Source organism: Paraburkholderia silvatlantica (assembly GCF_003096715.1).
Taxonomy (GTDB): domain Bacteria; phylum Pseudomonadota; class Gammaproteobacteria; order Burkholderiales; family Burkholderiaceae; genus Paraburkholderia; species Paraburkholderia silvatlantica.
The window spans coordinates 268,921-295,150 of the sequence record NZ_QEOL01000005.1; the positions used below are offsets into that span (position 1 = coordinate 268,921).

Annotated in this window: 31 protein-coding genes; 13 read left to right on the forward strand and 18 right to left on the reverse strand. The window is 67.2% G+C overall.

The genetic code is table 11. The features are described from left to right. Positions 1–12: 12 nt before the first annotated feature. The 4 genes from C7411_RS09365 to C7411_RS09380 all read right to left on the reverse strand — a co-directional run bounded on the left by C7411_RS09365 (position 13) and on the right by C7411_RS09380 (position 3,547). Positions 13–228 carry a hypothetical protein gene (locus tag C7411_RS09365; RefSeq protein WP_042266627.1) on the reverse strand — a complete coding sequence of 72 codons (216 nt, stop codon included), beginning with the start codon at positions 226–228 and terminating at the stop codon, positions 13–15. A gap of 361 nt (positions 229–589) precedes the next feature. After that, the gene (locus C7411_RS09370) at positions 590–1,276 is read right to left on the reverse strand and encodes an NADPH-dependent FMN reductase (RefSeq protein WP_110383526.1); all 687 of its coding nucleotides are present in this window, start codon (positions 1,274–1,276) and stop codon (positions 590–592) included. Positions 1,277–1,690: 414 nt separating this feature from the next. Then, positions 1,691–2,152, reverse strand: a complete 462-nt coding sequence (locus tag C7411_RS09375; protein ID WP_243413097.1) for a hypothetical protein — start codon at positions 2,150–2,152, stop codon at positions 1,691–1,693. Between the two features lie 111 nt (positions 2,153–2,263). After that, complete coding sequence (locus C7411_RS09380) at positions 2,264–3,547, reverse strand: cyanate transporter (protein WP_110383527.1); 1,284 nt, start codon at positions 3,545–3,547, stop codon at positions 2,264–2,266. Between the two features lie 203 nt (positions 3,548–3,750). Here C7411_RS09380 and C7411_RS09385 point away from each other — a divergent pair, with 203 nt between their 5' ends. Next, entirely contained in the window at positions 3,751–4,476 is a 726-nt protein-coding gene (locus C7411_RS09385; RefSeq protein ID WP_110383528.1) for a GntR family transcriptional regulator, read from the forward strand. Between the two features lie 16 nt (positions 4,477–4,492). Here the strand turns inward: C7411_RS09385 and C7411_RS09390 are convergent, their stop codons facing one another. Continuing rightward, positions 4,493–4,705, reverse strand: coding sequence for a hypothetical protein (locus C7411_RS09390; RefSeq protein ID WP_069261722.1), 213 nt, complete (start codon positions 4,703–4,705; stop codon positions 4,493–4,495). A gap of 91 nt (positions 4,706–4,796) precedes the next feature. Further along, the gene (locus C7411_RS09395; protein WP_110383529.1) at positions 4,797–5,420 is read right to left on the reverse strand and encodes a glutathione binding-like protein; all 624 of its coding nucleotides are present in this window, start codon (positions 5,418–5,420) and stop codon (positions 4,797–4,799) included. A gap of 79 nt (positions 5,421–5,499) precedes the next feature. Between C7411_RS09395 and C7411_RS09400 the strand changes: the two genes are divergently transcribed. From C7411_RS09400 to C7411_RS37390, 4 genes are all read left to right on the forward strand, one after another. Continuing rightward, positions 5,500–6,168: a TetR/AcrR family transcriptional regulator gene (locus tag C7411_RS09400; protein WP_110383530.1), complete on the forward strand. Its 669-nt coding sequence runs from the start codon at positions 5,500–5,502 to the stop codon at positions 6,166–6,168. 115 nt (positions 6,169–6,283) lie between these two features. Continuing rightward, positions 6,284–6,478, forward strand: coding sequence for a DUF1653 domain-containing protein (locus C7411_RS09405; protein WP_110383531.1), 195 nt, complete (start codon positions 6,284–6,286; stop codon positions 6,476–6,478). Between the two features lie 45 nt (positions 6,479–6,523). After that, the gene (locus C7411_RS09410; protein WP_042266618.1) at positions 6,524–6,718 is read left to right on the forward strand and encodes a YqaE/Pmp3 family membrane protein; all 195 of its coding nucleotides are present in this window, start codon (positions 6,524–6,526) and stop codon (positions 6,716–6,718) included. Between the two features lie 127 nt (positions 6,719–6,845). Then, entirely contained in the window at positions 6,846–7,259 is a 414-nt protein-coding gene (locus tag C7411_RS37390; protein WP_165822771.1) for a hypothetical protein, read from the forward strand. Between the two features lie 159 nt (positions 7,260–7,418). Here C7411_RS37390 and C7411_RS09425 read toward each other — a convergent pair whose 3' ends face one another. Next, positions 7,419–7,682 (reverse strand): DUF4148 domain-containing protein, encoded by a 264-nt coding sequence (locus tag C7411_RS09425; protein ID WP_110383533.1) that lies wholly within the window; start codon positions 7,680–7,682, stop codon positions 7,419–7,421. 390 nt (positions 7,683–8,072) lie between these two features. Here C7411_RS09425 and C7411_RS09430 point away from each other — a divergent pair, with 390 nt between their 5' ends. Then, positions 8,073–8,363, forward strand: coding sequence for a DUF4148 domain-containing protein (locus C7411_RS09430; protein ID WP_110383534.1), 291 nt, complete (start codon positions 8,073–8,075; stop codon positions 8,361–8,363). Between the two features lie 96 nt (positions 8,364–8,459). Here C7411_RS09430 and C7411_RS09435 read toward each other — a convergent pair whose 3' ends face one another. From C7411_RS09435 to C7411_RS09445, 3 genes are all read right to left on the reverse strand, one after another. Next, complete coding sequence (locus C7411_RS09435; RefSeq protein ID WP_110383535.1) at positions 8,460–8,786, reverse strand: 2Fe-2S iron-sulfur cluster-binding protein; 327 nt, start codon at positions 8,784–8,786, stop codon at positions 8,460–8,462. Further along, on the reverse strand, positions 8,783–9,913 hold the full coding sequence (locus C7411_RS09440; protein WP_110383536.1) for a VIT1/CCC1 transporter family protein: 1,131 nt from the start codon (positions 9,911–9,913) through the stop codon (positions 8,783–8,785). The genes C7411_RS09435 and C7411_RS09440 overlap by 4 nt, the downstream gene beginning before the upstream one ends. A gap of 87 nt (positions 9,914–10,000) precedes the next feature. Next, positions 10,001–11,986, reverse strand: a complete 1,986-nt coding sequence (locus tag C7411_RS09445; RefSeq protein ID WP_110383537.1) for a sigma-54-dependent Fis family transcriptional regulator — start codon at positions 11,984–11,986, stop codon at positions 10,001–10,003. Positions 11,987–12,248: 262 nt separating this feature from the next. Here C7411_RS09445 and C7411_RS09450 point away from each other — a divergent pair, with 262 nt between their 5' ends. Both C7411_RS09450 and C7411_RS09455 read left to right on the forward strand, forming a co-directional pair. Further along, positions 12,249–12,470, forward strand: a complete 222-nt coding sequence (locus C7411_RS09450) for a DUF2964 family protein (RefSeq protein ID WP_110383538.1) — start codon at positions 12,249–12,251, stop codon at positions 12,468–12,470. A gap of 345 nt (positions 12,471–12,815) precedes the next feature. Continuing rightward, on the forward strand, positions 12,816–13,106 hold the full coding sequence (locus tag C7411_RS09455; protein WP_042266602.1) for a DUF1488 family protein: 291 nt from the start codon (positions 12,816–12,818) through the stop codon (positions 13,104–13,106). Between the two features lie 137 nt (positions 13,107–13,243). Here C7411_RS09455 and C7411_RS09460 read toward each other — a convergent pair whose 3' ends face one another. From C7411_RS09460 to C7411_RS09475, 4 genes are all read right to left on the reverse strand, one after another. Next, positions 13,244–13,777: a cytochrome b gene (locus tag C7411_RS09460; protein WP_110383539.1), complete on the reverse strand. Its 534-nt coding sequence runs from the start codon at positions 13,775–13,777 to the stop codon at positions 13,244–13,246. A 154-nt stretch (positions 13,778–13,931) separates the two neighbouring features. Beyond that, positions 13,932–15,233, reverse strand: coding sequence for an NCS2 family permease (locus C7411_RS09465; RefSeq protein ID WP_110383540.1), 1,302 nt, complete (start codon positions 15,231–15,233; stop codon positions 13,932–13,934). A 330-nt stretch (positions 15,234–15,563) separates the two neighbouring features. After that, complete coding sequence (locus C7411_RS09470) at positions 15,564–15,833, reverse strand: DUF4148 domain-containing protein (protein WP_110383637.1); 270 nt, start codon at positions 15,831–15,833, stop codon at positions 15,564–15,566. Positions 15,834–15,907: 74 nt separating this feature from the next. Continuing rightward, the gene (locus C7411_RS09475; protein WP_243413098.1) at positions 15,908–16,918 is read right to left on the reverse strand and encodes an AraC family transcriptional regulator; all 1,011 of its coding nucleotides are present in this window, start codon (positions 16,916–16,918) and stop codon (positions 15,908–15,910) included. 225 nt (positions 16,919–17,143) lie between these two features. Between C7411_RS09475 and C7411_RS09480 the strand changes: the two genes are divergently transcribed. From C7411_RS09480 to C7411_RS09495, 4 genes are all read left to right on the forward strand, one after another. Further along, positions 17,144–18,277 carry an acyl-CoA dehydrogenase family protein gene (locus tag C7411_RS09480; RefSeq protein ID WP_110383542.1) on the forward strand — a complete coding sequence of 378 codons (1,134 nt, stop codon included), beginning with the start codon at positions 17,144–17,146 and terminating at the stop codon, positions 18,275–18,277. A 63-nt stretch (positions 18,278–18,340) separates the two neighbouring features. Next, positions 18,341–20,065 carry an AMP-binding protein gene (locus C7411_RS09485; protein WP_110383543.1) on the forward strand — a complete coding sequence of 575 codons (1,725 nt, stop codon included), beginning with the start codon at positions 18,341–18,343 and terminating at the stop codon, positions 20,063–20,065. 19 nt (positions 20,066–20,084) lie between these two features. Further along, positions 20,085–20,870: an enoyl-CoA hydratase gene (locus tag C7411_RS09490; RefSeq protein ID WP_110383544.1), complete on the forward strand. Its 786-nt coding sequence runs from the start codon at positions 20,085–20,087 to the stop codon at positions 20,868–20,870. 3 nt (positions 20,871–20,873) lie between these two features. Then, positions 20,874–22,022, forward strand: a complete 1,149-nt coding sequence (locus C7411_RS09495; protein ID WP_110383545.1) for an enoyl-CoA hydratase/isomerase family protein — start codon at positions 20,874–20,876, stop codon at positions 22,020–22,022. Between the two features lie 4 nt (positions 22,023–22,026). Here C7411_RS09495 and C7411_RS09500 read toward each other — a convergent pair whose 3' ends face one another. The 4 genes from C7411_RS09500 to C7411_RS09515 all read right to left on the reverse strand — a co-directional run bounded on the left by C7411_RS09500 (position 22,027) and on the right by C7411_RS09515 (position 25,807). Beyond that, positions 22,027–23,325, reverse strand: coding sequence for a chloride channel protein (locus tag C7411_RS09500; RefSeq protein WP_373682568.1), 1,299 nt, complete (start codon positions 23,323–23,325; stop codon positions 22,027–22,029). Between the two features lie 124 nt (positions 23,326–23,449). Then, positions 23,450–23,770: a pyrimidine/purine nucleoside phosphorylase gene (gene ppnP / locus C7411_RS09505; protein ID WP_110383546.1), complete on the reverse strand. Its 321-nt coding sequence runs from the start codon at positions 23,768–23,770 to the stop codon at positions 23,450–23,452. A 158-nt stretch (positions 23,771–23,928) separates the two neighbouring features. Then, complete coding sequence (locus tag C7411_RS09510) at positions 23,929–24,729, reverse strand: family 1 encapsulin nanocompartment shell protein (RefSeq protein WP_042266583.1); 801 nt, start codon at positions 24,727–24,729, stop codon at positions 23,929–23,931. Continuing rightward, positions 24,722–25,807: a Dyp-type peroxidase gene (locus C7411_RS09515; RefSeq protein WP_110383547.1), complete on the reverse strand. Its 1,086-nt coding sequence runs from the start codon at positions 25,805–25,807 to the stop codon at positions 24,722–24,724. Before C7411_RS09515 ends, C7411_RS09510 begins: the two co-directional genes overlap by 8 nt. A 148-nt stretch (positions 25,808–25,955) precedes the next feature. On the opposite strand from C7411_RS09515, the gene C7411_RS09520 reads away from it, so the two are divergent. Continuing rightward, positions 25,956–26,228, forward strand: a complete 273-nt coding sequence (locus C7411_RS09520; RefSeq protein WP_042266579.1) for a hypothetical protein — start codon at positions 25,956–25,958, stop codon at positions 26,226–26,228. Positions 26,229–26,230: the final 2 nt, after the last annotated feature.

The following is a 26,230-nucleotide window of genomic DNA, read 5'->3' on the forward strand; positions in this document are numbered from 1 at the left end:
AACCATGCGCCGTCACGCGCAGCGGCGCTGCTGGTCGATCCACATGCGCGCCCAGCGGCAGGCGTAGGCGAGCGCGTGCCTTTCTTCGAAGAAGTAATCGAGTTCGTCGAACGAATGCTGCGCGCCCGGCTGCGTGCCAATGGTGAGATTGGCGGCGAAGAGGCCGTTCGGGAGCTGCCGCGCGCTGGGGGCGACGACGTAGCCTTTGTAGCGTAATGGTGTGTTCATGGCCGCGCTTCCTGCTGATCTTCTGCTGATTTGCCCGGGTTCTCGTTCTGGGCGGCGCGTGTGCTTTGCAGCTCACTCACGGCGCCGATACGGACCAGCGTACGGGCCGCCGTTTGTCGATGGAACCAATCATTCGTCGCAAGCAAATCACGTGTGGCCTGGAACGGTCAGCAGAATGATCCGGATGAGGCGAGGGGTGAATCCGGCTTCAATGTGGACCGGACGAAATGCAGCGTCTGTGGGATGGCGCACGCGAAGCGCGCCGCGCGACGCCGGCAATGTGGGTTGGGGAACGTTTGTTTCGCGCCCCGCGCGCTCAAGGGCGTGCGGGTGGGCGACGAGGAGAGAATCGGGCAGCGTGTCAGACAGCGAGGCTCAGGCGTTTTTCGGTGCGCGGCGCGTTGGCGGCTTGCGCGGCGCCGGCGCTGTTCGAGGCGCTCGCCAGCGGCGCCGCGTAGTGTTCCTGGCCGCCGAACGCGAGCGCGAACTGCGCCGCCTGGCGGCCGACCGTTGCGAGCTGTTCGGCGACCTTGGCGTCGGAGCACTGCTGCGCGCTCTCGAAGCGCGTCTCCAGCGTGTTGATGCCCGCGCCGAATGGCGTTGGCCAGCCGCGCAGCGCGTGCACGATCGAGCGCAACGAGGTCAGCACCGAGCCCGCAGCCTGCCAGCCATAGGCCGTGACGATGCAGCCCACCGCGCGGCCGTCCAGGTACGGGCGCTTGTCGGCCCGCAGTTCCTCGAGCGTGTCGAGCGCGTTCTTCACGAGCCCGGACACGCCGCCGTGATAGCCGGGCGTTGCGATGATGACGGCGTCGGCGGCGCGCACGGCTTCGATCAGTTCGAGCTGGGCGTCGGTGCGGACGGGGTCTTCGGGCGCGTAGTGCGGCAGCGTGTGCAGGAACGTGCCGCCGAGCCATTGCGTGCGCGCGCCGGCGTCTTCGGCGCCGCGCAGCGCGAAAGCGAGCGCGCGCTCGGTCGACGAGGCGGCGCGTGTCGTGCCGCCGATTCCCACCACGAGCGGGCGGCGTTGCGAATCGGAAATACTCAAGGGGGACTCCCTGAAATGCAATGAGACCTGGCTCGTGCTCGATCGGGCAACGCAGCCGCGAGGCCTGGAAGGCTGGAAAACGTCATCTTAGAGAGCGCGCCGCGCGGCGCGAAACGACTTTTTGTTCTATCCATATGCCGGCGGCGCTACGTTGCGCTGCGCTACGCGGCCCGAAATGCATATGCGAAACCATTGGTTGGACGCGCGGGGCGGCCGTGGCTAAGATGAAGCCGTCTCCTCCATGACATCTCCTTGACATGGGATTCGGCCCCGCACCTCACAGGTGACGGGGCTGTTTTTTTCTGGAGACGGGAATGGGCGGCGCTTCGAGGTCTTCGAGGCCGTGATCGCGGCAGCGTCGTGCCGTGTTGTGCGTAGTGCGTCGTGCCCGGTGTCGTGCTTCGACGCGCTGGCTCACACCGTCAGCACGTTGCCGTCGGGGCCGATTTGCGGCGGAATTTCCGGCAGGGCTCCGTTGCCGGGCGCGGTACGCACGGGGGCGCCCGGCGTGGCCGGCAGCGTGGGCGCAGGAGCGCGCATGGCCGGTTCGGCGACCTTGCGGGTGGTGAGCTTGTCGGCAGAGGCAAGCTTGTGCTTCGTGCCGTGATGCGCTTTCTTGCCGGCATTGCCCGTATGCGCCGAGGGCGTGCGCGCTTCCGGCGGATTCCAGATCTCGATGTAGTGTTCCCCGGCGATTGCGGTGGACGCCAGGACGCCCAGCAAGGTCCCCGTGATGAAGAATCGCACGTCGTGTTCTCCGTTTTCGATGTACAGGCCGGGGCCGCGCCATGCACCGGCGCGCGATGGGGCGGCGTAGCCCGCCCGGTACGGCGACCGGGCGGCACGAACGGTCGGCTGCACGCACTGTACATTCATACAGGCGCTTATGCAAACGTTTCACGGCGGGCCGTAGGCGATGTGTTGCATGGGCGCGCCGCGGCCTTGCGGGGGCTTGCGCCGCAGCCTGATCTGGCGTGTGCGGGAGGCTCAGGCGTCGAGCGTTGCGCGGCTTTGCGCGATCGCGCCGTCTGCGTCCGGGCCGTGGGCGCCGAGCCAGCGCCGATAGCTGCGCGGCGAGAACGCGAGCGTGAGCACGATCATTGCGCTGATCGATACAGCGAGCATGATCCACGCGCCCGTAAAGCCGCCCGTGAGGTCGCGCACGCGGCCGGCCACGATGGGGGCGAGCGCGGCGATCACGAAGCCCAGACCCTGGACGAAGGCGACGAGGCGCGCGGCCAGGCGGTGGTCCGCGCAATGGTCGAGCGCGGTGACGAGCGTGACAGAGAACGTGCCGCCGAGCCCTGCGCCTGCCGCGGCGACCCACAGCAGCGGCGCGGCCTCGGGCCACGCGGCGAGGCCGATCACGCCGACGAGCTGGCCGGACAGACCCAGAACGAGCCACGGACGCCGGTCCGTGAGCGCCGCCGCGGCGAGCGGCAGGAGCAGCGCGCTGGCGGCCTGGAACACGGTCATCGCGGCGAGCAGCGAGCCGCTCGCTTCGACGCTCGCGCCGTGCTGCTGATAGTAGACGGGCAGCCACGCGACGAGACTCGTATAGCCGCCGTTGACGAGCCCGAAATGCAGGCCGAGCGTCCACGCCCGGCGCTTGCGCCAGAGCGGCGCCGTTGCGGCGTCGACATGGTTCTGTGAAGGAGCAGTGGCGGACTGCTGTACGCGCTGCCCTGCGCCGAACCTGCCGTTCAACACCCCCCAGATCGCGAGCGCGGCCAGCGCGGGCAATGCCCAGACGGCGAGCCCCGCATGCCACGAACCGCTGAGGCGCGCGACGAGCGGGCCCAGGCTCGCGCCGAGGCCGCCGCCGCCCATGATCGACGCCGAGAACAGCCCCATCGCGAGCGGAACCCGCGCGGCGAAGCGCTGCTTCATGACGGCGGGCAGCAGCGCCTGGATGGCCGCGACGCCCGCGCCGGCCGCAGCCGCCGTGAGCATGAGCGCGCCGCCGCTGGCGGCGAACGCGCGGGCCGCGCATGCAGCGGCAATCGCCACGAGCCCGAGCGCGACGCCGCGCGTCTCGCCGAGCCGGCGCGCGAGCAGGCCGGTGCCGAACGCGCCGAACCCCATCGCGACGACGGGCAGGCTCGTGAGCAGCGAAGCGCCATAGAAGCTCAGGCCGGTGTCGTTGCGAATGGTTGTCATGAGCGGGCTGATCGACGTGAGCAGCGGCCGCAGATTCAGGCCGATCGCGACGATCGCGGCATACCACGCAAGCTCGCTGGCCGACTCGCCGGAGGGCGTCCGGGAACGCATGAAGCGGTTTTGAGGGTTCAATCCGGTCAACCTTTTTACCCAATTTGGTTGACCATTATACGGATTTATTGTCAACAATCTGGCGATGCCCGCTATGTCCGGCATGAGCGATCGAGTATGGGCGCGGGTCTATATCGCCTCGCCATGACGCTCGCTACAATGCGACCTGACCCACCGACCTGACCCAGCTAGCGCGCCTGCCCATGGCCCAATCCTCCCGCCTCGCTCCACCCCGCGGCACCGAAGAACCGTCCGATGTCGAAGCGCATGTCTACACGTCGATTTCATCCGCGCTGCTTGAAGGCAAGCTCGCGCCGGGCCAGCAACTGGTGGAGCGCGAACTGGCGGCGGCGTTCGGCTGCACGCGCGGTGCGCTGCGCAAGGTGCTCGCGCGCCTCGGCTTCGAGGGCAAGCTCGTGCTCGAACCCAATCGCGGCGCATTCGTGCCGTCACCCTCGGAGGACGACATCCGCGCCGTGTACCGCGCGCGCCAGGTGGCCGAAGCGGGCGTGATGGTGAGTCTGTGCGGCACGCTGGACGCCGCGATGCGGCGCAAGCTGGCGGCCCATGTGCGCACCGAGAAGAAGGCGTTGCGCGAGGCGCGCGTGGACGAAGCGGTGCGCCTCGCGGGGCAGTTCCACCTGCTGCTGACCGAGCAGGCGGGCGGCGCAGCGCTCGTGGAAGCGCTGGCGCAACTGGTCGCGAAAACGGAGCTTTACAAGGCCTTGTTCGATCCGTCGAAGGCGTCGATGTGCGCGCCCGACGAGCACGCGCAGATCATTGAGGCGCTCGAGGCCGGGGACCTCGCGGCGGCGCTCGCCACCATGCGTGCGCATCTGGGCGAGTTGGAGAGGCGGGTAGTGCAGCAGGTGCGTGCGCGCGCCGGGCGCGATCTCAAGGCGGTGTTCGAGGATCTCGCGAACGGCTGAACGCAAGGGGCAAACGTCAGCCCTGATCCACGCGCCGGCGCAATTCCTTCGAAGCCGCGAGCGGAATGCGCGCATCGTCCCACGTGGCGAGCCATTCGATCTCTTTCGCGGCGAACACCTGGCCATGATTGCGCAGCGCATACTGCAATGAGTCGATAACGTGATTGCGGATGATTTCGGGCGTATGCGGGTCGTCGAGGACGATGCGCAAGGCTTCGAGGGTGGCCATTGTGCGGCTCCGGCGAATGTGGCGACCGCAACGTTATCGCACGACAAAAAAGCGTTTGCCGGGCGAGAAAAAATACCCGGCAAAGCGCGCCTCAGTGCGGCGTGCGCTTGAAGATCTCGTACTCTTCGGCGAAGGCTCTCGCAACGGCCGGCCGCTCCCGCACGCGTTGCGCGTAGATCGCGACGGCTTCCCATTGCGACACATCGATGCCCACGTACGGCGCCCAGTTCAGTACGGTGACGAGATAGGCGTCCGCTACGCTGAACGCTTCGAGCAGGAAGGTGCGCGATTCGAGATGATGCGCGAGCAAGTCGAAGCGGCGCGGGATCTTGCCGCGCGCATAGTCCTTGACGGCGTCGTCCACGTTCTTGCCGAGCAGCGGCACGAACACGGCCTTGTGCAACTCGGTGCCGATGAAGCCTAGCCATTGCTGCAGGTGCGCGCGCTCGCGCGTGCCCGCTGGCGGCGCGAGCCGCGCTTCGGGAAAACGGTCGGCCACCCACGGAAGCACCGCCGAGTTTTCGGTGAGCGTCCAGCCGTCGTCCTCGCGCAGCACCGGCACCTGGCCGAGTGCGTTGACGGCGAAGAAGTCGCCGCCTTCGGCGAGCTGCTTCGTGAGCGTATCGACCTGGATGTAGCGTGCCTGCGCGCCAGCCTCGTAGAGCGCGATGCGCGTGGCGAGCGAGCACGCCAGCGGGGCGAAATACAGATCCATCGTCTCCCTCCTTTGCGGGCTTTCGGGCTTTTCTAATTTTTGTACTATAGTGAACAAAAATCGCCGATCCAATATTTCTATGCAATCCAGTACAAAAAAGGATAGCCGCCCGCGCGGGCGTCCGCGCGCCTACGATCCGCAAGAGGCGCTCGCCCGCGCGCGCGATACGTTCTGGCGCAATGGCTACGCGGGCACGTCGCTCGACGACCTGAGCAAGGCGACGGGCATGAACCGGCCGAGCCTCTATGGCGCATTCGGCGACAAGCATGCGCTCTATCTGCAAACCATGGAGCGTTACGTGGAAGCGGGGCGCGCGGCGATGGAGTCTGCACTGGATAACGCACTGCCGCTGCGCGAGGCGCTGATGCGTGTGTTCGACGGCGCGCTCGGCTGGTACTTGCCAGCGCACGACGCGGCGCGCGGCTGCCTGCTGATCGGCACGGCGGCGGTGGAGGCCGTCAACGACGAGGCGGTACGCGAGCGCCTTGCCGCTGGATTGCGCACGTTCGACAAGGCGTTCGAGCGGCGTCTGCGCGCGGCGCTCGCGCAAGGCGAACTGCCGCCCGATGCCAGCGCGCCGATGCTCGCGCGCCTCGCCTCCGCGCTATTGCACAGCATGGCGCTACGCGCGCGGGCCGGCGATTCGCGGTCCTCGCTGCGCGCCATGGCGGCGGCGGGCGTCGCGCTGATCTGCGGCGAAGCGCCGGCTGCAGCCGATGTGCGTCCGGCGCGGCGGCGCGCTAAGTGACGTCACGCCGAACATTGCCTGGCGGCGCCCTCTACGCGGGTCCGCACGCTGCATTCCCTTGTTACACTGGCGCAGTCGCGCAGGGACGGCTTGCGCACTCGAAGAGGGGAACACGATGGTGCGCTACAGGCACTACAAGGGTGGCGTTTACGAACTGGTTTGCGAGGCGACGCTCGAATCGGATCCTTCCGTCACGATGATCGTGTATCGCGCGGCGAACGGTACGATCTGGACGCGACCCGCCACCGTGTTCTTCGAACTCGTCGAGCATGAAGGTGGACTCGTGCCGCGCTTCGCGCCTGTCAACTGATTCTTTTCACACTCGTCTTTTTCCACGCTTTAGAGGTTTCGCCGAATGCGTTTACTGATTGCGCTGATTCTGCCCTGGCTCCTGTTCTTCACCATCGGGCGTCCGATTGCGGGCATCGTCTGCCTGATCCTGCAGGTCACGCTGATCGGCTGGATTCCGGCCGCGATCTGGGCCGTGTATTCGCTCAGCCAGTACAAGACCGACCGGAAAATAGAGGACGCGCTCGGCCGCCGCGGCTAAAACCCGAAGCGGGCGTCTACGCGCCGCTCGCAGGCGGTTTGCGCGTTACAACGGTAACCCGTGCTCACAATTCAATAAGAACTTAACGCTGATTCTCCTTTCTTACAAATGGAAAGGAGAGTCAGCAATGTTCAAGTTCGTTCTCACGGTGGGCGCTATCGCGCTCCTTGCCGGGTGTGCGGTGGCCCCGGGCTACGATTATGGCTACGGCGGCTATGGCCAACCGTACCCCACCGATTATTACGGCGGCTACGCGCCGGGCTATGCGCCGGCGTATGGCAGCGTGAATATCGGCGTCTGGGGCGGTGGCGGCGGCCGCGATTACCACGGCGGCGGCTGGCACGGCGGCGATGGCTGGCATGGCGGCGATGGCTGGCACGGCGGCGATGGCTGGCATGGCGGCGGTCCGGGCGGTCATGGCGGCGATCACGGCGGACGTTGGGGGCCGCCGGGCGGCAGTCATGGGGGCGGCCCCGGCGGCGGGCATGGCGGCGGAGGCCACGGCGGTGGCGGTCACGGTGGGCCGGGCGGCGGCCGTTGATGCGGGCTTGCCGCGCACACCGGCGCGGTTCCCTGGCGCTCGACGGTCCGCGCCGGGCCGCAAATCCGTTTCAAAACGAATCAGGCCCGCCACTCATACGAGGGCGGGCCTGATGCTTTGCGCGAGAACCCGGCGTCACAGCCGGGGTTGCCGCGAAACTTACTGGCTCGACTGCGACGTACCGTTCGTCGACGGGCCGTAAGCCGTCGCGCGTTGCGCTGCGATCTTGGCTTCGGCAGCCTGAATGTTTTCCGGGTAATGCATCCAGTCACTCGGATCGTAGCCGGCGGCGCGCAGTTGCGCGAGATCGGCGCGAACTTCGGCGCGGGTCAAGGGTTGTTGCTGCGGTTGTGCCTGCGCGAAAGCGGCGGCGGGCACGGCAACGATGGCGGCGAGCGCAGCTGCCTTCAGAAGCGATTTCATGACTAACCTCCGATATCTTTTGTGGGGAGCCATCGCATCGGCGTGGCCCATACCGACAATGTATGCTGGCGGAAGGTAAGGGTAAATACTTAGATGGCGAATTCAGTGTTCTCCTGGCGACAACAATCGGGTACGAAATTTCCAGAAGTATTGCGCGAGGCGCGTGCAATAAGGCGAGAAGCCCGCGAGTCGTCTGGCCCTGAAAGTTCACGGGATTATTGCAAAATCCGCAACTCCAATTCGCTCGAATCGGTCTGTATCCGGCTGGACCACTTGCCTAGAATCCACTCACAGCCAGCCGATGCGGCGAGTCGCAGCGAGCCGGCCGGGCACGACAGGGTATGCACCGTCGTTGCGCATCGACGCTAAATAATTTCGGAGGTTGTAATCATGAAGTCGCTTCTCAAGGCTGTTGCCCTCACTGTCGCCCTGGCTGCTCCGCTGGCCGCTTTCGCTCAGGCCGATCAAGGTCTGACCCGCGAGCAAGTGCGCGAGCAACTCGTCGAATTCCAGCAAACGAGCCGCAATCAGGCTGCAGTCGCCACCCAGACGGCCGCGCCGGTCGCCCGGACTGACGGCTCGTTTGGCGGCGTGAGCAACTCGACGTCGGTTGCGGGCGCCCGCTATGTGTCGGAAGCGGCTCGCACTGGTCCGCAATCGGTGTACTTCGGCGGTGAGTAAGCGCGGTCGGTAGTCATCAGATAGTCAGCGGATAAAAACGGCCCGCGATGTCGATTCGCGGGCCGTTTCGCATCTGGGAGCCGTGCTTTGTTGCCGCTACATGGCTTGCGCCTCCGGCACGTCGAGCACGAGGTCCGTGCGCGCGACGGCCACGCAGGTCAGCACATAGCCCTCGGCTTTTTCCTCGCGGCTCAATCCGGGCCACTCGATCGTGAAGCTCACTTGGCCGCTCACCACGCGGCACAGGCAGGCGCGGCAGGTGCCGTTGCGGCACATGCGCGGCAGACGGATGCCCTCGAACGCCGCCGCTTCGAGCAAGGTCAGCTCGGGCGGCGCTTCGAAGCTGCGCCCGAGCGGCTCCACGCGCACGACGGGCACGCGCATCGAGTCGTCCCGCAAGCTCTCGCGGCTCAAGTCGCTCATGAAAGCGACACCCCGAGCAGCCGCCCCGCGCCCGCCGTGAACGCCGCTGCGGCGAGCCCGATCACGATCTGCCGGAACGCCGAGAACGTTGCGCTGCGCCCGTTGAAGAGCGACGTGAACACGCCGACGAGGGCGAGCCCGCACGCGCTCAGCGCCACCGACTGCGCGATGGCCGTGACGCCGTGCGCCCACAGGAACGGGGCGGTTGGAAACGCCGCGCCGAGCGAGAAGAGGCAAAACGAGACGGCCGCGGCCGACCACGGATTGCCGCCCAGCTCTTTCGGGTCGATGCCGAGTTCCTCGCGCGCGAGCGTATTGAGCGCCTCGTCCTTGTTGCGCATGATCTGGGCGGCCACCCTGCGCGCTTCATCGGGCTCGACGCCCTTCGCCTGATAGATGAGCGCGAGCTCGTGGCGCTCGGCGTCCGGCGTATGCTCGAGTTCGTCGGCTTCCTTCGCGAGCTGCGTGCGCGCAAGCTCGCGCGCGTTGGTCACCGAAAGCCATTCGCCGAGCGCCATGGAGCAGGCGCCCGCCACGAGGCCCGCAAGCCCCGTGAGCAAAATCGTGCGGTTGACGCTGCCGGCGCCCGCCACGCCCATGATCAGGCAGAAGTTCGAGACGAGCCCGTCGTTCGCACCCAGCACCGCTGCACGCAGATCGTTGCCCGACGTCACGCCCTTGTGCCACGACTCGGCGGCGCCGATTGCTTCGCCGTGGCCGTGTCCGGGCTCGCGCTTGTTCGCGGCAATCGCCTGCACGATGGCGGCATGCTGCTGTTCCTGGGCGGAAAGCCTTTCGGCGCCGGGTTCGCGCGCGTAGCGGTCGCGGTCGGCGTATTCGGCGGCGGCGACGGTGGGCAGCACGAGCGAAGGGCCGAACGTGCGCGTGAGCACCTGCAGCAGGCGGGTTTTTGCGCTGCGCCGATGCGGCCGGGGCGTGACGCCGTTGGCCGCGAGCTTCTCGCGCCAGACGCTCGCGTGCTCGCGCTCGGAGGCGGCGAGTTCGGCGAAGATGCGGCGGCGCTCGTCGTCTTTCTCGACCGCGGATAGCGTGTCGTAGACGGCGGCGCTGTCGAGTTCGTCGGCGAGATTGCGCCGGAAGCGGTTGATTTCCTGAGCGGAGGCCATGGGGCGCGGTGCGGGAAGCGATTCGCCAAGCTTACCCTGGTGCCGCTGTGGCCAGAAGCCTCGCCTTGCTCCAACTGGCCGGTGCGCTCAGCGGCGCTGACGCAGATGCCGATAGACCGTGTTGCGCGCGAGCCCGAGTTCGCGAGCCGCCGCCGAAACATTGCCGCTGTGGCGCGCGAGGGTCTCTTCGATGAGCCGCGTTTGCCAGACGGCGAGGCGCGCGGGTTCGCGTTCCGTGTCGCTCGTCTGGTCTTCAGCCGTCGCATCGGCGAGCGGCTCCGCGCAGTCGCTCGCGGGGCCGCAATCGTGCATGAGGTCTTCGGGCAGATGGTCCATGTCGATGGCGTCTTCGCCTTCGGCCATGATCGCCGCCGTGCGCAGCGCGCTGGCGAGCTGACGCAGATTGCCCGGCCAGCGGCAGCGCGCGAAGCACGCCCGAACCGCCGGCGTGAGACGCGCGGGCGCGCCCGGCACCTCGCGCCGCACGATCTCGAGCATGCGGGCGACGAGCGCGTCGAGGTCGGTGCGCTCGGCCAGCGCCGGCAGCGTGACGACGAGGCCGTTGATGCGGTAGTAGAGATCTTCGCGGAACGTGCCTTCGGCGATCATCGCGCGCAGGTCGCGGTGCGTCGCGCAGACGATGCGCAAATCCACCGGCATCGCGCGCGTGCCCCCGAGCGGCACGACGGCGCGTTCCTGCAACACGCGCATGAGCCGCACCTGTTGTGCGAGCGGCATGTCGCCGATTTCGTCGAGAAAGAGCGTGCCGCCATGCGCCTGCGCGATCTTGCCGGCGCTGCCGCGGCGCTTCGCGCCCGTGAACGCGCCGTCCTCGTAGCCGAACAGCTCCGCTTCGATCAGCGTGTCGGGCAGGGCGGCGCAGTTGAGTGCGACGAACGGCCCGTCGCGGCGCGGCGAGTCGCGATGCAGCGCCCGCGCGAGCCATTCCTTGCCGGTGCCGGTGCGGCCGAGCACGAGCACGGGGATGTCGCGGCCGCGCACGCGCGCCACGCGCTGCAGGGCGGCGGCGAGCCGCGCGTCGCCGGTGTCGAGTTCGGCGAGCGTAGGCTGCGGCGCGGTGTCGGCGGCGTTGGGCCCTTTCGCCTGGACGGGCGCGGGCGTGTACGGCGAGCGGGACGTTTCGGCTACGGCGCTGCGCGCGAACGTAGCGACGCCCGACGTAGCGACGCCCGACGTAGCCGCGCCGGGCGTGGCGCGCGCGATCACGCGCACGCCGCTTGGCAGCGCGAGCGTGAGCGGCTCGCCGCTCGCGCGCATGAGCTGTTGCATGAACGCCGCGAACGGCTGGCCGAAGAGCGCCGCGAACTCGCGCTGCTGCAGCTCGGCAAGCGGCGCGCCGAACTGGAACAGGGCGCTGCGGTTTGCGCAGAGCAGCGTGCCGTCGGCCGAGAATGCGGCTAATCCTTCGTAGAGCGTACCAATGAATTCCGCGCGCGCATGAAACTGGAGCCGGATGGCATCGGCGAATTCGGTGTTGAACAGATGGTTCTCGATCATCTGCGCCGACATGCGCACGAGCGCGAGCGTGTGCTTGTGAAAATCGCGCGACTCGCCGCTCACGTCGAGTGCGCCGAGCGTGCGCCCGTACGGATCCGCGATCGGCGCGCACGAACAGGTGAGGATGTGATTGGCGCGCAAAAAGTGCTCGCCCGCATGCACCGTGGTTGGCTGGCCGTCCACGAGCGCCGTGCCGATCGCATTCGTGCCCCGATGCTGCTCGGCCCACGAAACGCCCGGGCGCAGCGCGACGCGCTGCGCTTTCTCGACGAAGTCGCTGTCGGCGCAGCTATGGAGGATCACGCCGTTGCGATCGGTGAGCAGCACCATGCTCTGCGTATCCACGATCTGCGCGTGCAACGCGTCCATGACGGGACGCGCCTGGTGATAGAGCGTGCGGTTCGTGTCGATCAGCTCGCGCAGGTCGGCGGCGGCCAGCGCGTCGAAGTCCGGCGCTTCGGTGGCGCGCAGCCCGAGTGCGCGCGAGCGCGCGTGAGCCTGCGCGATGGCGTCCGCGCGGGCCGCGTCGTGCGGCGTGACGGGGCGTCGGGTCACTCGTGTCTCCGGTCGTTTTGGCGCTACGCTGCGGCGCAGCATGGCAAGTGCGCGGGCGGCGCCTTTGGGGCAGTTCATGGTACAGGATACGCGGCGGCTGCCAATTCGGGTTGAAGCGGGGTTCAGGCCGGGTTCAGGCCGGGTTCAGGCCGGGTTCAGGCCGCGACGGTGCCTCGACTGCGCCTTGAGTTTACCGGCGCGGATGCCATGATGAAGGTGAGGGCGCATTCGCGTCGCGCCCCCGCTGAGTAGGGAGTTCGTCATGGTGCACGGCGAATTGAGGATCGTGGCATCGGTGCTCGCCACGTTCGTTGCGCTCTTTGGCCTCGGGTATGCGATTGACGGATTGATCTTCGACGAGAACAACGTCGTGCTCTCCGGAATGGTGACCGTGGCCCTTGGGATCGCCGCGTTCGTGGTGATGCTCACCCTGCACCCGAAAGACCTCGAAGATCTCGATCAGCACCGGCATCGCGAGTCCTGACGCGCCCGGGCGGCGCGCGTGGTGCGATGCGGCAACCGGCGCAGCGCGTTGGCGCAGGGCCGGGGAGGAGCGTGTTTGTGCGCGCAACGGCGCACGCGCATGCTGCACGCGCAAAAAAGGGATCAGACGAGGACGCCGCTGGCTATTTCAGGTGCGTGACAACGTCGACCTTGCGGGCGGCAGGAAGTCGTCTAAAGTGAATCCAATCAACCTGCGCGAACGTGTCGTTCGCAACGGTTGGTGTTGATCCGCGAGAGCCGGATCGGGGTGTTCCCAGGCACCAGCCTGGGGCAGCCCGGGAACGGATGAACGCGGCCTGTTCACCCTCCACCAAAGGCGACCCCCATGCAGATCATGTTTCCGAATGAGGTGCCCGAGTACTCGGGCCCAGACCTGACCTTGGCGTTTCCGGCGATGATCGATGGCGAGCGGGTGGAGTGTCTGATCACGGCGGCGGCGCTGGAAGATCACTTCGGGGCGGCTTCGCCGCGCGCCGAAGACATGCTCAGCGCGTTCGACCATCATCGCGATCGCATCGAGGCTTGCGCGCGCCGTTTGCTCTCCGAAACACGTGCGCAGTGTCTCGTGCTGCGCAGCGGCTACGTGCGTTTCGTGCAGGCCCACGCCAACGCGTAGTCAACATGGAAACGCCCGCCAGAAGCGGGCGCTTTCCGTGCAACTGAATCTTCTTGCCGCGCCCGTTGGGGCGCGGCGTTCGTTTACGCGTGTGGCGCCTTGCCGCCAGGGCCTGTTATCAGCGTGAACAGGCCCTGCTAGATCATGCGGCGCAGCGTGTTGTCGCGGAATACGACATGATGCGCAATCGCCGCGAGCGCGTGCAGTCCGACCACCCAATAGAACAGATTGCCGATCAGTTCGTGTGCGTCCTTGAGGAACTTGCGCGCGGCCGGGTCGGGGCCCATGAGCGCGATCTGCAGGTCGAACCCCGCGAGCGTGACCGGATGGCCGCCGGCGTTGATCATCAAAATGCCGAGGAGCGGCTGCACGAAGATGAAAAGGTAGAGCGCGAGATGCACGAGGCGCGAGAGAAACGACAGCAGCGCGTTCGAGTCGATCTCCGCGGGCGCGCCGCGCCAAAGACGCCACGCGAGGCGCAGCACCGCGAGCACGAGCACGAGCGAGCCCGCCCAGAAGTGCACGTTGCTCCAGAACACGCGGCTGTCCGTGCCCTTGGGGCCGCGCACCTCGATCGCCAGCCAGGCGAGCGCGACGAGCAGGAAAATGACCCAGTGAAAGAAGATGGCGGGCTTCGTGTAGCGTTCCGTTGCGGCGGTGTAGGTTGCCACGTGGCGGCTCCTGTCTGCGGGGAATCTGACGATAGTTCCCTATGATAAGGAGGACCCGCCTTGCGGGGCAGTCATGCGGCTGCGAAGTTTGATACTGATGCGGGGCGCCGGCGAATCGAAACAAAAAGGGTGGCGCGAAGCCACCCTTTTGCCTCTACGCGTTGCCGAGATAAAAAAACCGGAACAGGAATACGGCGGCGATGATCCACACGATCAGTTTCACGTCGCGCACACGGCCCGTGAGGAGCTTCAGGCCCGCATACGAGATGAAGCCGAACGCGACGCCGTTGGCGATCGAGTAGGTGAACGGCATGGCAAGCGCCGTGAGGGCCGCGGGCACGACTTCGGTGGCGTCGTCCCAGGGCAGATCGGCGAGTTCGCGCAGCATCAGGCACGAGACATAGAGCAGCGCTGGCGCCGTGGCGTAGCCCGGCACGACGCCCGCGAGCGGCGCGACGAACAGGCAGGCGAGGAACAGCACGGCCACGGTGAGCGCGGTCATGCCGGTGCGGCCCCCCGCCTGCACGCCCGAGGCGCTTTCGATATACGCCGTGGTCGACGAGGTGCCGAGAATCGAGCCCGCGAGAATCGCGCTGCTGTCCGCGAGCAGCGCGCGGTTCAGGCGGTGCATCTTGCCGTGCACGAGCAGGCCGGCCCGGTTGGCCACGCCCATCAGCGTGCCGGTCGCATCGAACAGTTCGACGAGGAAGAATACGAGCACGACGTTGAGCACGCCCGTGGAGAGCGCCGCCTTGATGTCGAGCTGAGCGAAAGTCGGCATGATCGACGGCGGCGGGGAGAAGACGCCGTGAAACTGGTTGCCGCCGAAGAAGAACGACAGGATCGTGACACCCACGATGCCGATCAGGATCGCGCCGCGCACCTTCAGCACATCGAGCGTGACGATCGCAAAGAAGCCGATGATCGCGAGGATCGTGTGCGGATCGTGCAGGTTGCCGAGCTCGACGAGCGTGGCCGGGCTGCCGACCACCACGCCCGAAGTCTTGAGCGAGATGATGGCGAGGAAGAGGCCGATACCCGCTGTGATCGACACGCGGATCGAGTGCGGGATGCCGTTGACGATGGCTTCGCGCACGCGCAGCAGCGTGACGATGAAGAACAGGCACCCGGAGATGAACACCGCGCCGAGCGCGGCCTGCCACGTGAAGCCCATGCCCTTCACGACCGTATAGGCGAAATACGCGTTCAGGCCCATGCCGGGCGCGAGCGCGATGGGGTAATTCGCGTAAAGGCCCATGACGAGCGAGGCGAGCGCCGCGACGAGGCAGGTGGCGACGAAGACACTTTCCTTCGGCATGCCGGCGTCGCCAAGAATGGCCGGGTTCACGAAGATGATGTAAGCCATCGTGAGGAAAGTCGTGATACCGGCGAGCAGTTCGGTGCGCAGGTTGGTGCCTGCTTCTTCGAAACCGAAATAGCGTTTGATGGCGTCCATGAAGATCGGGCCCTTGAGAGTCGAGCGGGTTGTTCGCTGCTTGTTTGTGTGGTGTCTTGCGTATAGCCGGCGCCGGCGGGTCCTCGACGCGCCCATGCGCGCGCATGCCGCAGCGCGCGGCTACGGGCGCGATTGTAAACAATTGTCCGGCGAACGCAGAAAAGCCGTCATGAACGTGGAACGGGTACAACAGCGCGCGTTGCGGCGGCAAGCGTGAGAGGGCGCGGCGAGTTGCGCCGCTGGCGGGAGGCAATGGGCACGGCCGCCCGCAGGCACCAGGCGTTGCATCGCCCGGCGCCGGGTTACCGCGGCCGGCCTGCAATCAGGCGATCACTGCTGCATTTGACCGGCTGGAGCGCCATATCCGGCGCGCGCCGCACGCCGTTGCGCGACGATCGCGCCGGCACGTTGCGCGTTTTCCGGGTAGTCGATCCAGTCGAGCGGATCGTAGCCCGCCTGCCGCCATTCGATGAGATCCGCGCGGACCTGGGCTCGCGTCAGCGGTTGTGAGGGATCGTACGGCTGGGCCGCCGCCGCAGCCGAAGCGAAGCCGCACGCTGCGGCGAGGACACCGAGCGCTACACGCACAGGGGAGTTCATGGCAAGGCCTTTCATATTAGGGATATCCCTAAAAGTATAGGCACTATCTCACTAACTCAAAGGGGGATCGAGGACTACCCGCGAGGCTGCCAAAAGGCGTTGCGGGCATTTGCCGTGCGGTAGTCGCTCGGGCGCTGCCCGGTCCATTTGCGGAACGCCCGATGAAACGCGCTCGGCTCTGCGAACCCGACCGCGGCGGCGACGTCGGCGACAGAGCGGCCCGGTTCCTGCAACGCCGCGATCGCCAGGTCGCGGCGCAATTCGTCCTTGATCGACTGGCAGCTATGGCCTTCCTGGCTCAGCCGCCGGCGCAGCGTAGCGGGCGCCATGTTCAGGCGCTGCGCGATGGCGTCGGCATCGGGCCACGCGGTGACGGGCAGGGCGCGCAGCGCGCGTCGCACGCGCGCTGCGTACGAGCCCGGATTGCGGTACTTCACGACGAAGTTGCCGGGTGCGTTGCGCAGAAACGTCCGCGCCGAGTTGGCGGTCTGGATCACGGGCAGTTCGAGAAAGCCCGGCGCGAATTCGAACCACGTGGCCGGCTGATCGAACGCCATTTCGTCGCAGAGCATGAGCTGGTATTCGTGCGCCGCGACCGGCTGCGGGCAGCGAAAGCGCGCCGCGAGCAGCGGAATGCGCCGTCCCACGAGCCAGCACACGAGTCCGTAGACGAGGATGAACCAGGTGGCGTACGCGAACATGGTGGGCGCGGGTTTGCCGGCGCGCTGCGAGAGCGTGACGCGCACGCGCGTGGCGTCGATGTCGATCTCGCCCGACAGATCGTCGAGTACGAGCCGCATGAAGTGCACGGCGCGCTGCAGCGCCTGGCGGCCCGTGCCGGCGCCGAGCGCCGCGTGCGTCATGGCGATGAAGCTGCCGCTTTTCATCGCGTGCGAATCCTGGCCGAAGAATTCGTCGTCGAGCGCGCGCGCGATGCCCGACCACAACTGGCCGTATTGCGCCGCGCTCACGCGTGCCCCGGGCGCGAGCAGCACGGCCGGCGCGATGCCGGCGGCATCCGTGAGCGGCGCGGTTTCAAGGCCGCCCGCGCGCGCCAGCGCCAGCGTCTCGTTCACGAGGCTCATCGAGATCGTGCCTTTTTCGCTCAGTGTCTGGCTTCTCGCCGGTCGCACAGAATCGCCTCCCAAGGGGTTATGACAGCCGATATGGTAAATCCGATCAGCGACTTTGAGCGTGGCGGGCATCGAATACGGTCGCTCGCGTGCCTACACTTTTCGCAAGCCTTGCAGCCGGGGCCGCATCGCGCCACAGTGGAAGGCAAGCGCAAGAGACACAGGAAGGGGACACACATGGACGAGTTCTATACCGACGACCAGCGCATGATCCGCGACGCCGCGCGCGATTTTGCGAGCGGGCAACTGGCGCCGAATGCAGCGCAATGGGACCGCGACGGCAGGCTGCCCGACGAGGTCGTCAAGCAACTGGGCGAACTGGGTTTTCTCGGCATGATCGTGCCGCAGGAGCAGGGCGGCACGTACACCGATTACGTGGCCTATGCGCTCGCCATGGAGGAGATCGCGGCCGGCTGCGCCTCGTGCGCGACGCTCGTGAGCGTGCACAACTCGGTGGGCTGCGGACCGATCCTGCAGTTCGGCACCGACGCGCAAAAGGACCGCTGGCTCGGCAAGCTCGCGAGCGGCGAGCTGATCGGCGCGTTTTGCCTGACCGAGCCGCAGGCAGGCTCCGAGGCGAACAACCTGCGCACGCGCGCCGAACTGCGCGACGGCAAGTGGGTGCTCAACGGCAACAAGCAGTTCGTGACCAACGGCTCACGCGCGAACATCGCCATCGTGTTCGCCGTGACCGATCCCGACGCCGGCAAGCGCGGCATTTCCGCGTTCATCGTGCCGACCGATACGCCGGGCTTCAACGTCGGGCCGCCCGAGAAAAAGCTGGGCATCCGCGCTTCGGACACCTGCCCGATCTCGCTTGTGGACTGCGCGATTCCCGAGGCGAACCTGCTCGGCCAGCGCGGCGAAGGGTTGAAGATCGCGCTGGCGAATCTCGAAGGCGGACGCATCGGCATTGCCGCGCAGGCGCTGGGCATTGCGCGCGCGGCCTTCGATGCGGCGCGTGCCTATGCGCACGAACGCGTGCAGTTCGGCGAGCCCATCATCAAGCATCAGAGCGTGGCCAACCTGCTCGCGGATATGCATACGCGCATCAACGCCGCGCGCCATCTCGTGCATCACGCGGCGCGGCTGCGCTCGCTTGGCAAGCCGTGCCTTTCCGAGGCATCGCAGGCCAAGCTCTATGCTTCCGAAATGGCCGAGGAAGTGTGCTCCCACGCGATTCAGATTCATGGCGGCTACGGCTTCCTGAACGATTATCCGGTGGAGCGCCACTACCGCGACGCACGCATCACGCAGATCTATGAAGGCACGAGCGAAGTGCAGAGGATGGTGATTGCACGGCAGCTTTGAAAAGAGTGAGGATGACGAAGCAACAATAAGCGGGCGCATGAGCACGCCGACAAGGAGACGACGATGACCGGGTTCACCCCTTCCGCGCAGGCCTTCATCGACGCACGCGAGCTGCTGCTGCGTCACCGTACCGACTACGCACGCGCGTACGAAGCATTCGCGTGGCCGAAGCTCGACCTGTTCAACTGGGCGCTCGACTACTTCGACGTGATGGCGCGCGGCAACGACAACCCGGCGCTCTGGATCGTCGACGACCTGGCGGACGGCGGCACGCGCTATTCGTTTGCGCAGATGTCCGAGCGCTCGTCGCGCATGGCGAATTTTCTGCGCGAGCAGGGCGTTGCGCGCGGCGACCGCTTGCTGTTGATGCTGCCCAATCGCGTCGAACTCTGGGACGTGATGCTGGCGGCGATGAAGCTGGGCGCCATCGTGCTGCCCGCCACGACGCAGCTCTCACCCGACGACGTGCGCGAGCGCGTGGAAACGGGCGGCGCGCGCTATGTCGTCGTGGACGCCGCCGAACTCGGCAAATTCGCTGCGCTCGACCCGGGCGTGAGGCGCATTGCGGCAGGCGCGGCGCCCAATGCGTGCGAAGGCTGGATCGATCTTGCGCGCGCGTACGAAGCGAGCCCCGCGTTCGAACCCGACGGCCCGACGCGCGCCGCCGACCCGCTCCTGCTGTATTTCACCTCGGGCACGACCTCGAAGCCCAAGCTCGTCGAACACACGCACGAGAGCTACCCCGTAGGCCACCTTTCGACGATGTACTGGATCGGCCTCATGCCCGGCGACGTCCACTGGAACATCAGTTCGCCGGGCTGGGCCAAGCACGCGTGGAGCTGCTTCTTCGCGCCGTGGAACGCGCAGGCCTGCGTGTTCGTCTACAACTACGCGCGCTTCGTGCCGAAAGACACGCTCGCCGCGCTCGTGCAATGCGGTGTGACCACGCTGTGCGCGCCGCCCACGGTGTGGCGCATGCTCGTGCAGGAGCCGCTCGCAACGTATGCGGTGAAGCTGCGCGAGATCGTGGGCGCGGGCGAGCCGCTCAATCCCGAGATCATCGAGCGCGTGCGTCACGCGTGGGGCATCACGATCCGCGACGGTTACGGCCAGACCGAAACGACCTGCCAGATCGGCAACCCGCCGGGCCAGCCCGTCGTGGCGGGCTCGATGGGACGGCCGCTGCCGGGCTACCGCGTGGAACTCGTCGATGCCGACGATCGGCCCGCGAGCGAGGGCGAAATCGCGCTGCCGGTTGGGCGAGATTCGGCGCACCGTCCGCTCGGCCTGATGACGGGCTATGCGAACAACGCGAAAGCGAGCGAGTACGCCATGCGCAACGGCTACTACCACACGTCCGATGTCGCCCTGCGTCGCGACGACGGCTATTACGTCTACGTGGGCCGCGCCGACGACGTGTTCAAGTCGTCCGACTACCGCCTGAGCCCGTTCGAACTGGAAAGCGTGCTGATCGAGCACGAGGCGATCGCCGAGGCGGCCGTCGTGCCGAGTCCGGACGAGTTGCGCCTCTCGGTGCCGAAGGCCTTCGTGATCGTGCGCCAGGGCTTCGAGGCGGGCCCCGAACTCGCACGCGAGGTGTTCCGCTTCTCGCGCGAAAAGCTCGCGCCGTACAAGCGCATCCGCCGCCTGCAGTTCAGCGACCTGCCCAAGACCATCTCGGGCAAGATCCGCCGCGTGGAGCTGCGCCGACGCGAAATGGAGCGCACCGCCGAGTCCCCGCGACAACCCGACGAGTATTGGGAAGAGGATTTTCCCGAGTTGCGCTGATATCCACACGGAGTCCGAAATGATCGAATTCGAATACGCGCACGAGGGCGCGGTGGCACTGCTCACGCTTTCGCGGCCGCCTGCGAATGCCTTTACGGTCGACGGCTTGCGTCAGCTCCAGCAGGTCGTCGAGGCGTTCGACCGTGAGCCGCAGGTGCGCGCGGTCGTCATCACCGGCAGCGGGCCGAAGTTTTTCAGCGCGGGCGCCGACCTCAATGCCTTCGCCGGCGGCGATCGCGAGGTCGCGCGCACGGCGGCGAGCGCGTTTGGCGCGGCATTCGAGGCGCTGCAGCAGGCGCGGCCCGTGGTCATCGCGGCGATCAACGGCTATGCAATGGGCGGCGGCCTGGAGTGCGCGCTCGCATGCGATATCCGCATTGCCGAGGAGCATGCGCAACTCGCGCTGCCCGAGCCTGCCGTGGGGCTGCTGCCCGCCGGCTGCGGTACGCAGACCTTGCCCTGGCTCGTAGGCGAAGGCTGGGCCAAGCGCATCATCCTCACGGGCGAACGCGTGGACGCGCAAACGGCGCTGCGCATCGGTCTCGTGGAGGAAGTCGTCGCAACCGGCGGCGCGCGCGAGGCCGCGCTTGCCATGGCCGCGCGTGTCGCGGGCCTGAGCCCGCAAGCGGTCACCTTCAGCAAGACGTTGATCCATCAGGCGCGCAATGGCGTGCCGCGCGGCGCGGCGCTCGCCGTCGAGCGTGAGCGTTTCGTCGATCTGTTCGATTCGCCCAACCAGCGCGAAGGCGTCAACGCGTTCCTGGAAAAACGCAAACCGCGCTGGCATATTGAAACGGAGAATTAGGCGATGAACGCAACACCCGCTTGCGCGCAGGCTGCGACGGAAGCCGAAAAAGATGTGCTGTTTCGCGTGGTCAATCGTGTGGCGATCGTCACGCTCAACCGGCCGGCTGCGCTCAATGCGCTCTCGCACGCCATGGTGCGCGAACTGGCCGGGCTGCTGGAGCGCGTGCGCACGGACGACGGCATCGTCGCGCTCGTGCTCGAAGGAGCGGGACCGAAAGGCTTTTGTGCGGGCGGGGACGTGCGCGCGATTTATCGGCTCGCACGCGAAAAAGCGCGCGCAGGCGCGAACGGCTGGCAGCAGTTCTTCGTCGATGAATACCGTCTTGATTACGCGCTGCACACGTATTCCAAGCCGCTCGTCGCAGTGCTCGACGGCGTGACGATGGGCGGCGGCATGGGTCTCGGCCAGGCGGCGGCGCTGCGCGTGGCGACTTCGCGCACGAAAATCGCGATGCCGGAAACGCGGATCGGGCTCTTGCCCGATGTTGGCGCGACGCACTTCCTCGCGAAGATGCCGGTGGAGACGGCGCTTTACGTGGGCTTGACCGGCGCGATGCTCAGCGGCGCGGACGCGCTGCATTGCGGCCTCGCGGATGCGTGCGTGCCGGGCGAATGGCTCGATGGCTACGAGGCACGTCTGCTGGCCGCGCAATGGTCAGGCGATGTGCAGGCTTCGTTGCGCGAAGTATTCGTCGCGCCGTGTCAGGAGGCTAACGAGGGTGCGCTCGCTGAGTTCACGGCGCTCATCGTGCGGCACTTCGACCGCCGCTTGCGTGTCGAGCAGATCGTCGCCTCGCTGCACGCCGACCTCGAACGCGAACACCCGCAAGCCGAACGCGCGTGGCTCGAAGCCACGCTCGAAGCGCTCACGCACTATTCGCCCACGATGCTCGAAGTCACGCGCGAAGCGCTGTTGCGCGGCCGCCAGATGACGCTCGCCGAGTGCTTCCGCATGGAGCTCGGCATCGTTGGCCGTGCGATCGAGGAGGGCGACTTCTGCGAAGGCGTGCGTGCGCATCTCGTCGACAAGGACCGCAAGCCGCGCTGGGCGCCCGCCACGCTCGTCGAGGTGCGGACCGAACGCGTGCAGCGTTTTCTTGCGTCGCCGTGGCGTGCCGAAGCGCATCCGCTGGCGGACCTCGGCCAATAGCGCTTTAGTCCGAGGACTCGCGTGCCGACGGCTCGCGCAGCGCGGCGAGCCGCAGTTCGCGCTCGGCGCCAGCCGCCGGTGCGCCGTGGGAAGGACGCTGCGTGCGCGTCAGCAGCCGCAGCGTGGCGACAGAGCCGGCCACGGCGAGCAGCAGCGGAATCGCCAGATCGTGATTCACGTGCGTGAATTCGAGAATCAGCACGGTCGCGGTGATCGGCATCTGCATCGACGACGCGAGGAACGCGCCCGCGCCGACGATCGCGAAGGCACCCGGCGAAAGACCGGGCCACACGTGATTCACAAGCCCTGCAATCACGACGGCAAGCAGCGCGCCGTTCGCGAGCCCCGGCGTGAGCAGGCCGCCCTTGGCGCCCGCGCGCAACGTGGTCGTCGTGATGAACACGCGCAGCGCGAGCAGCGTGGCCGCGAGGCCGATGCCGAGGTTGTCGTCGAAGCTCAGGCCAGCCGGGCCCTTGCCGTTGCCGAGCAGCTGCGGAAACCAGATGGCCAGCACGCCGATGCCCGCGAAATTCACGAGCGTGTAGAGCGGCAGCCGCCAGTCCTTCGGCGACGCATCGCGCGCGCGGCTCGTCACGCGCGAGAAGCCGTGTGCGGCTGCGCCGAACAGCGGTCCGCAGAGCACCGACCACATCACGAGTTGCGCATTGATGCCGTAGGCGGGCACGTGGTATTGCTGCGCGTCGCCGAGACCGATCCATGCGATTCCCGCCGCAATGGCCGAGGTGGCGATCGCCGGCACCGCCACCGACCAGCCGAACGTGCCGAGCAGCACTTCGAGCACGAACATCGCACCGCCCAGCGGCACGTTGTACACGGCCGCCAGCCCCGCGCCCGCGCCGCACGCAATCATGACGCGGCGCTCTGCGGCGGTGAGGCCCGTACGCTTCGCGAGCCAGGTCGCGAACGCGGCGCCGATCTCGCGTGGCGCGACTTCGCGCCCGAGCGGCGAACCCATCGCGACGGTCACGATCTGCAGCAGCGCATGCACGGTGGTCGCGAAAATGGGCATGCGCTTGCCGCCCGGCTTGATCGCCGCGCTGATGCTCACGAGCGGACGCGCGTAGCGATAGAGCGCCCACCATCCGCCGCCGCCGATCAGCCCGCACGCGAGGAGCACCGCCACGCGCCGCCAGGGCGCGGTATCGGTCACGCCCTGCAGAAAGCTCTCCGCGCCGACGATGTGCCCCGCGCCGTAGCCATAGGCGGCGTGCTGGATCGCGTGCAGCAGCAGCGCGAGCAGCATGCCGCCGAGGCCTGCTGCGATGCCGGTGAGTACGGTCACGATCGCAAGCGTGACGAGCGGGCTGCGTGGAGGCGGACGATCGGCGTTGGCGCGAGGGCGCGGCGCGGGTTGGGGCGTAAGGGATGACACGGCGGGAAGACAGGCATGCGAATCGATGCAACGCTTACAGATAGCTGCAAACGTAGTCGAGCGTCTCGACCACTTCGATGTCGAAACGGCTCTTGCCCGGCACCGAGAACGACTCGCCGGCGCTGTAGGTCTGCCACTCGTCCGTGCCTTCCAGGCGGATGCGGCACCGGCCGGCCTGCACTTCCATCAGCTCGGCGGCGTCGGTGCCGAAGTTCAGCGTGCCCGGCAGGATCACGCCGAGCGTCTTGCGCGAGCCGTCGGCGAACAGCACGGTGTGCGAAACACACTTGCCGTCGAAGTAGACGTTGGCGCGTTTGATTACGGAAACCTGGTCGAATTGTGCTGCTGCCGTCATGGCGGTCTTCCTCTGTCTTCGTGAATGGAACCGGGCGCCGGGACGACACGTCGTCCGCGGCGAGGCCGCCATCATACCGGCACTCGGGTGCGCCGGGCGCATGGCATCGCCGTTCGCGCACCCGATCTACGCAGCAAGAATCCGCGCGGGCTCGAGGCTTACTCCGGCTTCACCGCCACCGAAGCCTCGGAAGTCAGCATCATGAACGTGAAGCTCTCCTGCAGATACAGCTTCACGCTCTTGTCGTCATGCGACGAATACCCGATCGACACATCCTGCCCGAGGTGGAACGCGAAATCGCCGCCACGCGTGCTCAGGATCGCGCCGCCCTCGATGGCCGGCGCCCAGATGATCTCGCCGTTCACGAGACGGCGAATGTGCTCGAGAATCGGATAGCCCATGTCGCTCGCTTCGCTCACCGCCGTGTACGCATCGGAGCCGAGCAGCACCGCGTACGGACCGTCCACGCCTTGCAGGCGCAACTGCTCGAGCGCCTTGGCGATGACCGTGGGGTAGTCGGCGATATCGGCCGGCATCGGCAGGATCGGGTTCGACGAGCCCTCGCGGATGCCCGTGATCTGCGCGGCCGTGTAGCCGTCGAAAATCGCGCGGTCTTCGGCGAACGCGAGGCGCGTGGCCGCGTCCTTGGCCGGCTGCCAGTCGGAGTCTTCGGCGCCGCGTTCCACGTCGTCGATGGCGTCGCGCGACAGCTCGAACGGCACGCGCAATTCCACGATCGCCTTCACTTCGCGCTGGCGCGCGCGGATGCCTTCGAGCGGCGCTTCGATGCCGTTCTGGTGGCCGGTGCCGACTGCCGCGAGCGCCGGGCCGCCGGGGCCCTCGACGTCCACGACGCGGCGGCCCGCGAGCGAGCGCTTGAAGGTGCGCGCCACTTCTTCTTCGATTTGCGACCACGCGGCCGTGGAAATGGGCGCCAGCTCGCGATGGAGGTTATTCATGCCGGGGTGCTCCTTTAAGGGATCCGATGGCGAGCGAGCCGTCCGCGCTCGGCGCGGCGGCAGGCCCGGTTTCTGTTTCTGATGAACCGGCGGCGCTCACCTCGACGGTGGGCGCGGCGCCCGGGTCGACTTCGGCGAGTGCTTCGAGCAGCGTTTGCGACGGCACGAAGAACAGGCCCCCCGTGACGGCGCGGCTGAAGTCGAGCAGACGGTCATAGTTGCCGGGCGGCAGGCCGACGAACATGTTTTCGAGCATCTGTTCGATCGGCTCGGGCGAGCGCGCGTAGCCGATGAAGTAGGTGCCGAATTCGGCCGAGCCGGGCCGGCCGAACGGCATGTTGTCGCGCAGGATCTTGATCTCGTTGCCCGCGTCGTCTTCGAGCGTGGTGAGCGAGCTGTGCGACCAGCTCGGCTTCACCGCTTCGTCCAGTTCGATGTCCTGCAGCTTGGTGCGGCCGATGATGTGCTCCTGGGCCTCCACGGAAAGCGCGTTCCAGCCTTTCATGTCGTGCAGGTACTTCTGGACGAGCACGTAGCTGCCGCCGCAGAATTCGGGATCTTCGGTTTCGCCGATCACCGTGAAATGGACGGCTTCGTTGCCCGTCGGATTCTCGGTGCCGTCGACGAAGCCGATCATCGCGCGCATGTCGAAGTTGCGAAAGCCGTGCACTTCGTCCACGGTCGTGACCGCGCCTTCCAGGCGCGTCATGAGCTGGGTGGCCAGCTCGAAACAGAGGTCGGTTTCGTCGGCGCGAATGTGCAGCAGGATGTCGCCCGGCGTGGCAATGGCCTTGCGCTCGCCCGTGCCGAATTCGCGGAACGGGTGCAGGCCGGCCGGGCGCGGCTCGCCGAACAGCTTGTCCCATGCGTCGGACGAAAAGCCGACCACGCACGACAGATTGCCGGCGGGTACGCGCTTGCCGACCGCGCGCACGAGGTTGGCGACATCGGCGCACCAGGCGCGCACGGTGGCGCGGCTCGCGGCGTCTTCGTTGACGGTCGCCACGATGAAGAAGGCGTTGCGCGTGACGGCGCTGGAGACGGACTGCGGTTCCTGCGTGAGAGAGGCCGGCGTCATGATGTGGGGTATCGCTTCTGGGTCCTGAGTCGGGTTTGGGTTCTGCTGCGCCCGCATAGTTTAGCCAAACTCGGGGAAAACGGCCGTTTGCAGGCGAGAGGGGTGCCGTGCGACGATAATCGATGTCATGGCGAGCGGGAGACACACCATGTGGGACCACACCGAGCATGAAGGCTTCGAGATCTGGGTGCTGCCGATTCCGGCGTTCGGGCCGCGCGCGCCCGAGCCGCTGTTCCACTACAGCGGCTACATCTGCCGCCACGGGGCGGACGCCCATGTCGAAGGGCGCAGCGTGCGCTTTCACGACATGATGCGCAACTACACGGGCCCCGACGCCGCGCTCGACGCCGCCTACGCGGACGCGCGCAAGCGCATCGACCGCTTCCACGCCACGGGAAGCTGGGGCGAGAGCCCGGCCTGAGC